This window comes from Streptomyces roseoviridis, from assembly GCF_039535235.1.
Taxonomy (GTDB): Bacteria; Actinomycetota; Actinomycetes; order Streptomycetales; family Streptomycetaceae; genus Streptomyces; species Streptomyces roseoviridis.
Genome location: NZ_BAAAWU010000001.1, coordinates 509094 through 522754, shown reverse-complemented (window position 1 = coordinate 522754; position 13661 = coordinate 509094). Strand labels below are relative to the sequence as shown.

Below are 13661 nucleotides of genomic sequence, written 5' to 3'. Positions count from 1 at the left end.
CCCGGCGGGGCGCGGCACAGTCCCCACACGCCCGTTCGAGTGAGGACGTCCTTCTGGGTGAATCGTCTCCGGACAGCTCCGCGCGTCCGGCCGGATACCGATTGTGGTGCCTCCCGGGAGCCGACAAGATCACTGGGGTGCACGAAGACGCGAAGCTCTCCGACGGAGTCGTCACCCTGTCACCGCTGGCCCCCGGCGAACCGGACCCGGTCCCCGCGCTCCATGACCCCCGGCTGCGGGCGGCGTGGCGGGTCCACGGTCCCTCGCGGGCCTTCGGCATCGGGGCCGACGAAACGGTCGGCACCCTCCGCCTCTGCCCGGCGGCCGCCGGGCTGGTCCAGGGTGACGTCGAGGTGTCCTACGCCCTCCTGCCGGAGGCCCGCGGCCGCGGCCTGGCCACCCGCGCGGTCCGCCTCGCCTGCGCGCACGTCCGGGCGCAGGGCGCCCGCCGGGCGGTGATCCTCGTCCCCGCCGGTCCGGCCGCCCCGGCCGCCGTCGCGGGCGTCTCCGCCGTCGCCCGCCGCGCCGGCTTCACCCGGCGCGGCCAGATCAGCCACGCCGACGGTGCCCTGTGGGACTGGTACGTGCGGCTCCTCCGGCGGGCCTGAGGAGCCCCCGGGCCCGGCGGCTCAGGCCAGCGTCCCGCTTCCGTGCGGCGCGTACAGGTCGAGCAGTCTGACCCGGGTCACCTGAAGCCGGCGGGCCAGGATCTGCCCCACCCAGAACAGCACCGACGAGCCGAACTCCGGGTCCGTGCGGCACATCGACCGCACGGCCGTCGCGTCGAACTCGTACGCCCTGACCGGGGTCATCGCCTCGGCGCCCGACTGGCACAGATACGGCGGGAACAGCCACGACAGGCCCACCAGCTCGCCGTGCCGCAGCGTCTCGATGACCGGCCGGCCGCGTCCCGGCACCCTGGCGTCCAGACCCACCGCGCCCGTCTTGACGATCCAGAACCGCTCGGCGCGGTCCTGCTCCTCGAAGAGCCGGTGCCCCGCCTCGAAGTGCACGTCCTCGGCGAAGGCCATCAGCCGCTCCCGGTGCTCCGGCGGCAGGGTGCTGACCTTGGGTGCGGCGCTGCTCATGACGGACCTCCTCGGACCCGCGGATACGGTGCGTCCGCCTCCAGTGTCCGCCCGCACGGGCCCGTGCGCAGGGACCCCGCGGACCCCGTGCGGCCGTCCGCCGTACACCGCCGCCCGCGCGACCGCGGGCCGGCCGCCCGCCCCGGGACCCGGCCCGCCCCACAGGCCGACCGGGGCGGGCCGTCGCGGTTCAGGAGACCGCGGCCGCCGCGCGGTCGCCGGGCCGGTCGCCGGTGGAGCCGACGAGGTCCCCGGGCGCCACGCGGTCGCCGGTGGAGCCGACACGGCCCCCGGGCGCCCTCTCGCTGCCGGCGATCAGGACCGGCACCGGTCCGTCACCCGAGGACCCGGAATCCGCCGACGGCGCCTGTGCGTACAGGGCGAAGCAGCAGTCCAGCCGACCGCCCCCGGCCGGGCCGGCGCCGGCACCGAGGCCGGGGCCCAGGAGGAAGACGGTCTCGCCGGCCGCCGGTCCGGGCAGCGCGGCCCGGCAGCGCCCGAAGCGCGGCCGGCTGTCGAGCCCGGCGGCCAGCCAGCCGTCGATGTCGGCCTCCAGCGCCGCGGCCTGGTCGTCGAGGGCGTGCCGCCGGTACCAGGCGGCGCCCTCCCGCCGGATCCGCAGCAGCAGCGTCCGGTCGGCCTCGTCAGGCGCCGGGACGGTGCCGTCGTCGGACTGGCGGGCCCGGAAGCGGTTCACCAGAGGGATGAGCGAGTCCACGAGCACGGCGGCCTCGGCGCGCAGATACTCCGGGATGGCGGCGGCGATGGCGAGCTCCCTCCTCGGCGGCGTCCCCTGGGGCGCCCGCCGGGTGTGCGCTGTCTTCACGGGTGGAGAAGATCCAAGCAACCCCGGGCCGCCGACGGCAAGGGCCCGCACGCCCTGTCCCGCATGCCGGGCGCGGGCCGCCCGGCGTGCGCGCGCCCGGCGGAGGGCGGAGCATGAACGTGAAGAGGGAGGGAGCGGCAAGCGGGGGCGGTGACCAGGAGGGTGCCATGCCCGTCCCGGACGGCGGCGACGCGCTCGTCGTGCTGAAAGACGTCGACAAGCACTTCGGCACGCTTCATGTGCTCCAGTCCATCAACCTCACCATCCACCGCGGCGAGGTCGTGGTCGTCATCGGGCCCTCCGGGTCGGGCAAGTCCACGCTCTGCCGCGCCGTCAACCGCCTGGAGACCATCGACTCCGGCAGCATCGTCATCGACGGCAGACCCCTGCCCGCCGAGGGGCGGGAACTGGCGGCGCTGCGCGCCGACGTCGGCATGGTCTTCCAGTCGTTCAACCTCTTCGCGCACAAGACCGTGCTCGAGAACGTCACCCTCGGCCAGATCAAGGTCCGCAAGAAGGACCGCAGGAAGGCCGAGGAGCACGCCCGCACGCTCCTCGACCGGGTCGGGGTGGCCAGTCAGGCGGACAAGTACCCGGCGCAGCTGTCCGGGGGCCAGCAGCAGCGGGTCGCGATCGCCCGCGCGCTGGCGATGGAACCGAAGGTGATGCTCTTCGACGAGCCGACCTCGGCCCTCGACCCGGAGATGATCAACGAGGTCCTGGAGGTGATGCAGCAGCTGGCCCGGGACGGCATGACGATGGTGGTCGTCACCCACGAGATGGGCTTCGCCCGGTCCGCCGCCAACCGCGTGGTCTTCATGGCCGACGGCCGGATCGTCGAAGCGGCCACCCCCGACGAGTTCTTCGGCAACCCGCGCAGCGACCGCGCCAAGGACTTCCTGTCGAAGATCCTGCACCACTGACCCGTACGACTCGGGGCCGGCCCGAGTCCGACCGTCCCACCGCTGGGGTGATGACCATGAACCCGCTCAGGAACCGAAGGCTCGCGGTGACCGCGGCCGCCGCGGTCGCCCTCTCCTTCACCGGCACGGCGTACGCCGCCGCGCTGCCCGCCGGCCACGGCGAGGACAAGATCACCATCGGCATCAAGTTCGACCAGCCCGGCATCGGCCTGAAGACGCCGGACGGCACGTACACCGGCTTCGACGTCGACGTGGCCACGTACGTCGCCAAGGAACTCGGCCACGAACCCTCCGAGATCGAGTGGAAGGAGGCCAAGAGCGCCGACCGCGAGACGCTGCTCCAGCGCGGCGACGTGGACTTCATCGCGGCCTCGTACTCGATCAACGACAAGCGGGCCGAGAAGGTCGACTTCGCCGGGCCGTATCTGCTCGCCCACCAGGACGTGCTGATCCGCGCCGACGACGACTCCGTCAAGAAGCCCTCCGACCTCAACAACAAGAGGCTCTGCTCGGTCACCGGCTCCACCTCCGCGCAGAACGTGAAGGACAAGATCGCGCCGGACGCCCAGCTCCAGGAGTACGGCGGCTACTCGGAGTGCCTGACCGGGCTGGAGAACGGGGTGATCGACGCCCTCACCACGGACGACTCGATCCTCGCCGGATACGCCTCGCAGGAGGCGTTCAAGGGCAAGTTCAAGCTCGGCGGCTTCAAGCTGAGCAACGAGAACTACGGCATCGGCGTCCAGAAGGGCAGCGCTCTCAAGGACAGGATCAACAAGGCGCTCGAGAAGATGGTCGCCGACGGATCCTGGGACAAGGCCGTGCAGAAGAACTTCGGGCCGGCGAACTACAAGAACGAACCCGCCCCCGCGATCGGCACCGTGGTGAAGTGAGCGGACCGACGTGTTCGACTTCCTCGAAGGCTACGACCTGCTGGGAGCGTTCTGGACGACGGTCCGGCTGACCGTCTACTCCGCGGTGGGCTCCCTGCTCTGGGGGACGCTGCTGGCCGCCATGCGGGTCAGCCCCGTCCCCCTCATGAGGGGCTTCGGCACCGTCTACGTCAACATCGTCCGCAACATCCCCCTCACCGTCATCATCGTCTTCACCTCCCTCGGTCTCTTCCAGACCCTCGGCGTGGACCTGGGCGCCCGGGACTTCGGCGTCATCAACTTCCGCCTCGCGGTCCTCGGACTCATCGCCTACACGGCGGCCTTCGTCTGCGAGGCCCTGCGCTCCGGCATCAACACCGTCCCGCTCGGCCAGGTCGAGGCCGCCCGCGCCATCGGGCTGAACTTCACACAGACCCTGCGGCTCGTCGTGCTGCCGCAGGCCTTCCGGTCCGTCGTCGGCCCGCTCGCCAACGTCCTGATCGCCCTCACCAAGAACACCACCGTCGCCGCCGCCATCGGCGTCGCCGAAGCGGCCCTGCTGATGCGGGAGATGATCGAGAACGAGGCCCAGCTCATCCTCATCTCGGTGATCTTCGCCGTCGGCTTCCTCTGCCTCACCCTGCCCACTGGGCTGATCCTCGGCCGCGTCGCCAAGAAGGTGGCGGTGAAACGGTGAAGACCAGACCCGCCGTCCTCTACGACGTCCCCGGCCCCAAGGCCCGCCGCCGCAACCTCCTCTACACCGTCGTCTTCCTCGTCGCCCTCGGCTTCGCCGTCTGGTGGATCGCGGCGAGCCTCGCCGACAAGAACCAGCTCGACTGGGACAAGTGGGCCCCCTTCTTCACCGACTCCCGGGTGTGGACCACCTACGTCCTGCCGGCCCTGAGGAACACCGTCGTCGCCGCGGCCCTCGCCATGGTCATCGCCCTGCCGCTCGGCGCGCTCTTCGGCATCGGCCGGCTCTCCGACCACCGCTGGGTCAGGGCGGGCGCCGGCACCGTCGTGGAGTTCTTCCGCGCCATCCCGGTGCTCATCCTGATGCTGTTCGCCAACGCCGCGTACTCCGAGTTCACGAACATCAGCCCCGAGACGCGCCCGCTGTACGCGGTCGTCACCGGCCTCGTGCTCTACAACGGGTCCGTCCTCGCCGAGGTGGTCCGCGCGGGCATCCTCGCCCTCCCGGCCGGCCAGACGGACGCGGCGAAGGCGATCGGCATGCGCAAGGGGCAGACCATGACCTACGTGTTGCTGCCCCAGTCCGTCACCGCCATGCTGCCGGCGCTCGTCAGCCAGCTCGTCGTCATCGTCAAGGACACGGCCCTGGGCGGCGCGATGCTCGGTTTCTCCGAACTCCTCGCCTCCGTCCGTCCGATGAGCGCCAACTACGGCGCCAACACCATCGCCAGCTTCACCGTGGTCGCCGTCGTCTTCGTCGCCCTCAACTTCCTGCTGACCTCCTTCGCCGCCTGGCTGGAGGCCCGGCTGCGCCGCGCCAGGAAGTCCACGGGCGCCGTGGTCGGCGCCGACGCGGTGGAGGAACTGGCGACCCCCGGGGAGCACGCGCCGCCACGAGGCGGCGGCGGGGGCGTCACGTAGCGGGGCCACGGGTGCGGCGGCCCGGGACGGGGCCGTCGCCCGGACGCGTCGCCCCGGGCCGCGTCGCCCCCGGCCGCGATGGTGCCGTGGCGGCGGCCGGCGCACCATGAAGACATGAACGACTCCCCGGCTCCCGGCCCCGGGGCGGAAGGCGCCCCGGTGGGCGGCGGAGCGGCGAAGGGCGCCCCCGGCCTCCGTGACGTCAGCGCGCCGGGCCGGCTCGCCGGGCCGGGCGAAGGGGTCGGCGCGGCGGAGCTGGGGCTCGCCGCGCGGAACCACGGGCTGCCGCTCGAAGCGCTGCGGTACGACGTGACGCCGCCCGGGCTGCACTACGTCCTGGTGCACTACGACATCCCCGCCGCCGGCGCCGACGACTGGCGGCTCACCGTCGGCGGCCGGGTCGGCCGCCCCCTGTCCCTGGACCCCGCCGCCCTGCGCGCACGGCCCGCGGTCACCCGCCGGGTCACGCTGGAGTGCGCGGGCAACGGGCGGGCCCGGCTCGTGCCGCGGCCCGTCAGCCAGCCCTGGCTGGTGGAGGCCGTCGGCACCGCCGACTGGACCGGGGTCCCGCTGGCCGCCCTGCTGGCCGAAGCCGGGGTCGGCGAGGGCGCCGCCGAGGTCGTGTTCACCGGCGCCGACCACGGCGTCGAGCGCGGCGTCGAACAGGACTACCAGCGCGCCCTGCCGCTGTCTCTCGCCGCCGACCCGGCCCGCGACGTGCTCGTGGCCTACGCGATGAACGGCGCCCCGCTGCCGCCCCAGCACGGCTTTCCGCTGCGCCTGGTGGTGCCCGGCTGGTACGGGATGGCGTCCGTGAAGTGGCTGCGCGACATCACCGTCACCGACACCCCGTTCACCGGCTTCCAGCAGACCGCCGCCTACCGCTACCGCCAGGACCCCGACGAGCCCGGCACACCGGTGGACGTCATCAAGCCGCGGGCCCTGATGATCCCGCCCGGCTTCCCCGACTTCATGTCCCGCGCCCGCGTCGTCCGCCCCGGCCCCGTCCCGCTCGCCGGCCGGGCCTGGTCCGGCCACGGCCCGGTCGTGCGCGTGGAGCTCAGCACCGACGGCGAGGAGACCTGGACCGACACCGAGGTCTCGCCGGACCCGGCCGGACCCTGGGCCTGGGCCGCGTGGCACACGACCTGGACGGCGGCCCCCGGCCGGTACCGGCTCAGCGTCCGCGCCACCGACGCCGCCGGGCACACCCAGCCCCTCACCGCCCCCTGGAACCGGGGCGGCTTCGGGAACAACCTGGTCCACCGGGTCGAGGTGGTCTGCCTCACGGAGCGCCTCGGCGGCCCCGGGCCCGCGGAAGGCGCCCGGGCCCGGGATAGAGTCGTTCCGGGACGTCCACCGCACACCACCGCACCACCGAGGAGCATTCCGTGACCGACCCGGAGACCACCGCCCTGCAGCAGCAGATCGCCCGGGAGCTGGAGGTCTCCGAGACCTTCGACCCGCGCGAGGAGATCGAGCGCCGGGTGGCCTTCCTCGCCGAGCGCCTCACCTCCACCGGCCTGCGCTGCCTCGTCCTCGGCATCAGCGGCGGCGTCGACTCCACCACCGCCGGACGGCTCTGCCAGCTCGCCGTGGAGCGGGTCCGCGCCGCGGGTCACGACGCCACCTTCTACGCCATGCGGCTGCCCTACGGCGTCCAGGCCGACGAACACGACGCCCAGGTCGCGCTCGGCTTCATCCAGGCCGACGAGGTGCTCACCGTGGACGTCAAGCCGGCCGGCGACGCCGCCCTCGACGCCGTCCGCGCCGCCGGTGTCGCCTTCCGCGACGACCACCACCAGGACTTCGTGCACGGCAACATCAAGGCCCGCCAGCGGATGATCGCCCAGTACGCGGTGGCCGGCGCCCACAACGGCCTGGTCGTCGGCACCGACCACGCCGCCGAGGCCGTCTCCGGCTTCTTCACCAAGTACGGTGACGGCGCCGCCGACGTCGTCCCGCTCACCGGCCTCACCAAGCGCCGCGTCCGCGCCGTCGCGGCCGAGCTCGGCGCCCCCGCCGAGCTGGTCTGGAAGACGCCGACGGCCGACCTGGAGACCCTGGACCCGGGCAAGCCCGACGAGGACGCGCTCGGGGTCACGTACGACGAGATCGACGACTTCCTGGAGGGCAAGCCGGTCGACGAGGCCGCCTTCGCCGCGATCGTGCGCCGCTACGAGCTGACCGAGCACAAGCGCCGCCTCCCGATCGCCCCCTGACCCGGGCCGCCGCCCGCACCCGAGGGTGACAGGCGGAGGACCATCCGGCCGTTTCCGCGTGGCGGGGACGGCCGGTCGTCTCGCGGGTGGTGTGCCCTGAGGAGACGTCCGCGGATGCCGGCGGACGTTCCACCGAAGGGAGAACCACCCGTGTTGCTCGGCAGCACCCCGGCCTACAGCAGCTTCTCGGTCGACGACTTCGACGCCGCCCGCACCTTCTACGGCGACACCCTCGGCCTCCAGGTCGCCGAGGAGGGCACGGGGGACATGCGCATGCTGTTCCTCACGCTCGCCGGCGGGGCGAAGGTCCTCGTCTACCCGAAGGGCGACCAGCACGCACCGGCGACCTTCACCGTCCTGAACTTCCAGGTCGACGACATCGACACTGCCGTCGCCGCCCTCAAGGCCAAGGGCGTCGACTTCCAGCGGTATCCCGGCTTCGACGCCGACGACCAGGGCATCGTCCGCCCCACGGAGAACGAAGGCCCCACCGGCATCGCCTGGTTCACCGATCCGGCGAGGAACGTCCTCGCCGTCCTCCAGGAATAGATCGTTCCCCCGACGGCCGATCACGGGGCTGAACGGCGTTCTGTGTCATGACTCTTGTGGGTGGGGCGGCGGTCCTGCTATCTCTCCGTTAGGAAAGTTTCCTTCCAGTCCATCGTCCGCGGAGACCCCCATGACTTCGGCACGATCGGTTCACATATCCGGCGGCCTCGGCGCCGCCCTCGCCGCCCTCCTGCTCGGCCTCACCCCGCCCTCCACCGCCGCGGCGGCCCCCGCCGCCGCCCCCGCCCCCACTGCCGCCTCCGCCGCCGTCCACGAGGCCGAGAGCGCCACCGTCTCGCAGGGCGTCGTCGAGTCCAACCACACCGGGTTCACCGGCGGCGGCTTCGTCAACTACCACAACACCACCGGCGGTTACGTCGAGTGGAAGGTCGACGCGGCCGCCGCCGGAAACGGCACGCTCACCCTGCGGTACGCCAACGGCAGCACCGCGAACCGGCCCATGGACATCACCGTCAACGGCACGCTCGTCGCCGACGAGCGCGCCTTCGCGCCCACCGGCGCCTGGACCGGCTGGTCCACCACCAGCCTCACCGCCGCCCTGAGGGCCGGCACCAACACCGTCCGTGCCACCGCCACCACCGCCGCCGGCGGCCCCAACGTCGACCACCTCGCCGTCGACACCACCACCCCGCCGCCCGTCACCGGCACCCCCGCGGCCGTCAACGGACAGCTCACGGTCTGCGGCACCAAGCTCTGCAACCGCCACGGCCGGCCGGTCCAGCTGCGCGGCATGTCCAGCCACGGCACCCAGTGGTACGCGCAGTGCCTCACCAACGGCTCCCTCGACGCCCTCGCCAAGGACTGGAATGCCGACGTGCTGCGCGTCTCCACCTACGTCCAGGAGGGCGGCTACGAGACCGACCCGCGCAAGTACACCGAACTCGCCTCCGCCCTCATCGACCAGGCCACCGCGCGCGGCATGTACGTGATCGTCGACTGGCACATGCTCGACCCGGGCGACCCGTACGCCAACCTCGCCCGCGCCAAGACCTTCTTCACCGAGATCGCCCAGCGCCACGGCACCAAGACCAACCTGCTGTACGAGATCGCCAACGAGCCCAGCGGTGTCGCCTGGTCCCGGATCCGGGGCTACGCCGAGGAGCTGATCCCGGTCATCCGCGCCAAGGACCCCGAGGCGCCCGTCCTGGTCGGCACCCGCGCCTGGTCCTCGTTCGGCGTCTCCGAGGGAGGCAGCGAGGCCGAGGTCGTCGCGGACCCGGTGAAGGCCGCCAACATCATGTACACCTTCCACTTCTACGCGTACTCCCACCGGGACGAGTACCTGAACACCCTGTCCCGCGCGGCCGACCGGCTGCCCGTCTTCGTCACCGAGTTCGGCACCCAGAACTACGCGGGGGAGGGGAGCAACGACTTCACCATGAGCCAGCGCTACCTCGACCTCATGGCCGCCAAGAAGATCAGCTGGGTCAACTGGAACTACTCCGACGACAGCCGCAGCGGCGCCGTCTTCAAGGCCGGCACCTGCGCGAACAACGGGCCGTGGACCGGGACCTCCTCGCTCAAGCCCGCCGGGGTGTGGATCCGCGACCGGATCAGGACGGCGGACGACTTCCCCACCTCCTGACCCCGTGACCCCGCCGACCCCCTGAAGCGGTGCGCACCCCCGCCCTGTGATCCACTGTCCTGGCGGGGGTGTCACGAACAGGAGCAGTCAGCCTGTCCACGTACCGTCAGCCGGGGCTCGTCCTCACGGACCGCCGGTTCACCGTCCCCCTCGACCACGACCGGCCCACGGGCGAGTCCATCGAGCTCTACGGACGCGAGGTCGTCGCGAGCGACAAGGCCGACCGGACCGACCTGCCCTGGCTGCTGTACCTGGAGGGCGGCCCCGGCTTCGGGGCCCGCCGCTTCATCGGCCGGCAGGGCTGGCTCGGCCGGGCGGTCGCGGAGTTCCGCGTCCTCCTCCTCGACCAGCGCGGCACCGGGAACTCCACGCCCGCCAACCGGCAGACCCTGCCGCTGCGCGGCACCCCGCGCGAGCAGGCCGACTACCTCGCCCGCTTCCGCGCCGACTCCATCGTCAGGGACTGCGAGCTGATCCGCCGGCAGGTCACCGGCGGCGCCCCCTGGACCGTCCTCGGCCAGAGCTTCGGCGGCTTCTGCGCCACCCACTACCTCGGCGCCGCACCGGAGGGCCTCGCCACCGTCCTCGTCACCGGCGGCCTGCCCTCCCTGCACGCCACCGCCGACGAGGTCTACCGGGCCGCCTACCCCCGCGTCCGGCGCAAGAACGAGGACCACTACGCCCGCCACCCCGAGGACGTCGAGCGCGCCCGCCGCATCACCGCCCACCTCCACGAGCACCGCGTCACCTTGCCCGGCGGCGGACCGCTCACCCCGGAGGCGTTCCAGTCCCTCGGCATCCTCCTCGGCGGCGGCACCGGCACCAACCAGCTGCACCTGCTCCTGGAGCACGCCTTCGTCCGCACCCCGGCCGGCCCCGCCCTCTCCGACGCCTTCCTCGAAGCCGTCCAGGCACAGCTCTCCTACGCCGCACACCCGCTCTACGCGGTGCTCCAGGAGGCCATCTACGCCCAGGGCCCCAGCCGCGGCCAGGGCCCGACCGACTGGGCCGCCGAACGGGTCCGCGCCGAGTTCCCCGAGTTCGACGCGGCCGGGGCGCTCGCCGGCGACGGGCCCGTCCTCTTCACCGGCGAGACGATCCACCCCTGGCACTTCACCACCGACCCGGCACTGCGCCCGCTGCGCGAGACCGCCGAACACCTCGCGGCGCGCACCGACTGGCCGCCGCTCTACGACCCCGCCCGCCTGGCCGCCAACGAGGTGCCGGTCGCCGCCGCCGTGTACCACGACGACATGTACGTCGACACCGCCCACTCCCTGGAGACCGCGCGGGCGATCCGCGGGCTGCGCACCTGGGTCACCGACGAGTTCGAGCACGACGGCGTACGGGCCGGCGGGCCGCGCGTCCTCGACCGGCTCCTCGCCCTGGCCCGCGGCGAGCTGTGAACCCCGGCGAGCTCCGACCCGCGACGAACTCGGGCCCGGGGGACTCCTGACCGGTGGCGAGCCCGGACCCGTCGCGGGTGGCCGCCGTGTGCCGTCGGCCCGATGGGGCGGGCTTCGCGGCCCGCCTCGCGCGACGAGCGTCACGGCCGCGACCGGCGGCGCCCGTGCGCGCCGGTTCCGGGTGTGGCTCGCACGAGGGCCCGCTGCCGGAGGCGACCGCGCGGAAGCCTCCGTTCCGAAGCCGCCGTTCCGCACGGGAGCAATCCGCTGACGCGGGGATAGGATTCGCGGCGCAATCGACGACCGGAGCACCAGGGGGCCCGATGGCACACCGCGCGATGGCCGCGCCCGCGGCCGGACGCGAGCTGAAGTTCCGCGCCCTGGTGGCCCAGTTGCGCCGGGGCATGCTCGACGGCACCTGGCCGCCGGGCAGCAAGCTCCCCACCGAACGCGCCCTGGCGGCCGAGACCGGCGTCTCGGTGACCACCGTCCGCCGTGCCTACGAGGACCTGGTCGCCCTCGGCCTGGTCGAACGCCGCCAGGGCGCCGGGACGTTCGCCGCCCCGCGCACCGAGGACGACCGCCCGGACCGCCGGGTGGTCGGCGTCCTCGTCCCCGACACCGCCTTCTACTACCCCCGCGTCCTCCACGGCATCGAGCAGGAGCTCACCGCGGCCGGCGCCCGGCTGGTCCTCGCCTGCTCCCGCTACGACCCCGCCGAGGAGGACGCCGCCGTCGGACGGCTGCTGACCGCCGGTGTCCACGGGCTGCTCCTCGTGCCCACCCTGCACACCGCCACCGATCCAGGGCGGCGGGCCGAGGAACTGCTCGCCCTGCCGGTGCCGGCCGTCCTCGTGGAGCGGCGGCTCGCCGCCCACGGGCCCGGTGACCCGACGGAGCACGTGTGCACCGACCACGAGGGCGGTGCCTATGACGCCGTACGCCATCTGCGGGCCCTCGGACACCGGCGGCTCGGCCTCGTCGTCCGCTCCGACGCCCCCACCACCGCGCCCCTCGAGTCCGGCTTCGCCCGCGCCGTCGCCGACCTCGGCCTGCCCGCGCCGCACCGGCAGAGCGACGTGATGGCCGAGTGGAACGCGGAGCGTGCCGACCAGGCCGTGGCCGCCCTGCGCGAGGCGGGGGTGAGCGCCGCGCTCTGCTTCGGCGACCGCGAGGCCGCGCTGGTGCTCGCCGCCGCCCGCCGGGCCGGACTGCGGGTCCCCAACGACCTCGCCCTGGTCAGCTACGACAACGAGTTCGCCGACGTGGCCGAGACCCCGCTGACGGCCGTGTCACCTCCCAAGTTCCAGGTCGGCAGGCTCGCCGCCCAGATCCTGCTGCGCCGGCTCGCCGACGGCGACGCCTCTCCGCTGCACCAGGTCCAGCTGCGGCCCCGGCTGGTCGTCCGCGCCTCCTGCGGGGCGGCCCGACGCACCGGCTGCTGACAGCGGTCCGGTGGCACCGTCCCCGACGAAAGTCCAAGCGGTGCTCACCCATTGCTCATGGTGCGCGCGGCCGCGAGGGGATAGACATCCGTCCGGAGCCCCGAGAGAGGAAACCGGACGCCATGACCACTCATGCCGACACCGAGATCGCGAGCCAGCCCGACTGCTGGCGCCGTGCCGCCGTCCTCGCCGCCGAACGGGCCGACCTGCTGCCCCGGTCCGGCGAGCGCATCGCCGTCGTCGGCTGCGGCACCTCGTACTTCATCGCCCGCTCCTACGCGGCCCTGCGCGAGTCCCTGGGCGCCGGCGAGACCGACGCCTTCCCAGCCTCCGACCCCACTCCGCTCGGCCGCCGCTACGACCGGATCGTCGCCCTGTCCCGCTCCGGCACCACGACCGAGGTCGCCGCCCTGCTCGACGGTGCCGCCGGCCGGATCCCGACCCTCCTCCTCACCGCGGTCCCGGACGGCCCCGCCGCCCACCGGGCCGACACCGTCCTCGACCTCGCGTTCGCCGACGAACGCTCCGTCGTCCAGACCCGGTTCCCCACGACGGCGCTCCAACTGCTGCGCGCCGGACTCGGCGTCGACCTCGCGCCCTCGGTGGCGGACGCGGAACTCGTCCTGTACGAGCCGCTGCCCGCCGCCTGGACGGCGCACCGCCAGTTCACCTTCCTCGGCACCGGCTGGACCGCCGGCCTCGCCGACGAGGCCGCGCTCAAGCTCCGCGGGGCCGCCCGCGCCTGGGCCGAGTCCTACCCGGCGATGGAGTACCGGCACGGCCCGATCAGCATCAGCGATCCCGGCAGCCTGGTGTGGTGCCTGGGGCCCGTCCCCTCGGGACTCGCCGACGAGGTCCTCGCCACCGGCGCCCGGTTCGTCTCCGACGCCGTCGACCCGGTCGCCGCCCTGGTGCGCGCCCAGCGGCTCGCCGTCGCCCTCGCCGGCCGGCGGCGCCTCAACCCCGACCGGCCCCGGCACCTCACCCGCTCCGTGATCCTCGCCGGGGCGAGCTGAGCCGGGGCCCGCGGACAGGCCCCGCCGGGCAGGACCCCGCAGGACGGGGACCCCGTCGCCCGGGCCGCCGGGGCCCTCGGCCCGTATCCTG

Annotated in this window: 14 protein-coding genes; 12 read left to right on the top strand and 2 right to left on the bottom strand. The window is 73.6% G+C overall.

Features of this window, described 5'->3' with window-relative positions; translation table 11 throughout:
• The first annotated feature begins 137 nt into the window (after positions 1-137).
• Positions 138-608 carry a GNAT family N-acetyltransferase gene (locus tag ABD954_RS02380; protein ID WP_345484036.1) on the top strand — a complete coding sequence of 157 codons (471 nt, stop codon included), beginning with the start codon at positions 138-140 and terminating at the stop codon, positions 606-608.
• A 21-nt stretch (positions 609-629) separates the two neighbouring features.
• Here the strand turns inward: ABD954_RS02380 and ABD954_RS02375 are convergent, their stop codons facing one another.
• Both ABD954_RS02375 and ABD954_RS02370 read right to left on the bottom strand, forming a co-directional pair.
• Entirely contained in the window at positions 630-1088 is a 459-nt protein-coding gene (locus ABD954_RS02375; RefSeq protein WP_345484035.1) for a Crp/Fnr family transcriptional regulator, read from the bottom strand.
• Positions 1089-1278: 190 nt separating this feature from the next.
• Complete coding sequence (locus tag ABD954_RS02370; RefSeq protein ID WP_345484034.1) at positions 1279-1914, bottom strand: hypothetical protein; 636 nt, start codon at positions 1912-1914, stop codon at positions 1279-1281.
• A 167-nt stretch (positions 1915-2081) separates the two neighbouring features.
• Here ABD954_RS02370 and ABD954_RS02365 point away from each other — a divergent pair, with 167 nt between their 5' ends.
• From ABD954_RS02365 to ABD954_RS02315, 11 genes are all read left to right on the top strand, one after another.
• A complete protein-coding gene (locus ABD954_RS02365; protein ID WP_345484033.1) occupies positions 2082-2837 on the top strand; it encodes an amino acid ABC transporter ATP-binding protein in 756 nt (251 codons plus the stop codon).
• A gap of 50 nt (positions 2838-2887) precedes the next feature.
• Positions 2888-3730, top strand: a complete 843-nt coding sequence (locus ABD954_RS02360; RefSeq protein ID WP_345484032.1) for a glutamate ABC transporter substrate-binding protein — start codon at positions 2888-2890, stop codon at positions 3728-3730.
• 10 nt (positions 3731-3740) lie between these two features.
• Positions 3741-4406, top strand: coding sequence for an amino acid ABC transporter permease (locus ABD954_RS02355; protein ID WP_345484031.1), 666 nt, complete (start codon positions 3741-3743; stop codon positions 4404-4406).
• On the top strand, positions 4403-5326 hold the full coding sequence (locus tag ABD954_RS02350; protein WP_345484030.1) for an amino acid ABC transporter permease: 924 nt from the start codon (positions 4403-4405) through the stop codon (positions 5324-5326). The genes ABD954_RS02355 and ABD954_RS02350 overlap by 4 nt, the downstream gene beginning before the upstream one ends.
• 114 nt (positions 5327-5440) lie before the next feature.
• Entirely contained in the window at positions 5441-6721 is a 1281-nt protein-coding gene (locus ABD954_RS02345; RefSeq protein ID WP_345484029.1) for a sulfite oxidase, read from the top strand.
• Positions 6718-7548 carry an ammonia-dependent NAD(+) synthetase gene (gene nadE / locus ABD954_RS02340; RefSeq protein WP_345484028.1) on the top strand — a complete coding sequence of 277 codons (831 nt, stop codon included), beginning with the start codon at positions 6718-6720 and terminating at the stop codon, positions 7546-7548. The genes ABD954_RS02345 and nadE overlap by 4 nt, the downstream gene beginning before the upstream one ends.
• A gap of 153 nt (positions 7549-7701) precedes the next feature.
• Complete coding sequence (locus ABD954_RS02335) at positions 7702-8097, top strand: VOC family protein (RefSeq protein ID WP_345491922.1); 396 nt, start codon at positions 7702-7704, stop codon at positions 8095-8097.
• 130 nt (positions 8098-8227) lie between these two features.
• Complete coding sequence (locus tag ABD954_RS02330) at positions 8228-9703, top strand: cellulase family glycosylhydrolase (protein ID WP_345484027.1); 1476 nt, start codon at positions 8228-8230, stop codon at positions 9701-9703.
• A gap of 68 nt (positions 9704-9771) precedes the next feature.
• Entirely contained in the window at positions 9772-11109 is a 1338-nt protein-coding gene (locus ABD954_RS02325; protein ID WP_425584025.1) for an alpha/beta fold hydrolase, read from the top strand.
• 323 nt (positions 11110-11432) lie between these two features.
• Positions 11433-12554 (top strand): substrate-binding domain-containing protein, encoded by a 1122-nt coding sequence (locus tag ABD954_RS02320; RefSeq protein WP_345484026.1) that lies wholly within the window; start codon positions 11433-11435, stop codon positions 12552-12554.
• Positions 12555-12676: 122 nt separating this feature from the next.
• Positions 12677-13570, top strand: a complete 894-nt coding sequence (locus ABD954_RS02315) for an SIS domain-containing protein (RefSeq protein WP_345484025.1) — start codon at positions 12677-12679, stop codon at positions 13568-13570.
• The last annotated feature ends 91 nt before the right edge of the window (positions 13571-13661 follow it).

Bases quoted from the DNA above. Each gene is read 5' to 3' on its own strand.
- ABD954_RS02375 (WP_345484035.1), bottom strand. From the start codon at position 1,088: ATGAGCAGCGCCGCACCCAAGGTCAGCACCCTGCCGCCGGAGCACCGG.
- ABD954_RS02365 (WP_345484033.1), top strand. From the start codon at position 2,082: ATGCCCGTCCCGGACGGCGGCGACGCGCTCGTCGTGCTGAAAGACGTC.
- ABD954_RS02360 (WP_345484032.1), top strand. From the start codon at position 2,888: ATGACCATGAACCCGCTCAGGAACCGAAGGCTCGCGGTGACCGCGGCC.
- ABD954_RS02345 (WP_345484029.1), top strand. From the start codon at position 5,441: ATGAACGACTCCCCGGCTCCCGGCCCCGGGGCGGAAGGCGCCCCGGTG.
- ABD954_RS02330 (WP_345484027.1), top strand. From the start codon at position 8,228: ATGACTTCGGCACGATCGGTTCACATATCCGGCGGCCTCGGCGCCGCC.
- ABD954_RS02320 (WP_345484026.1), top strand. From the start codon at position 11,433: ATGGCACACCGCGCGATGGCCGCGCCCGCGGCCGGACGCGAGCTGAAG.
- ABD954_RS02315 (WP_345484025.1), top strand. From the start codon at position 12,677: ATGACCACTCATGCCGACACCGAGATCGCGAGCCAGCCCGACTGCTGG.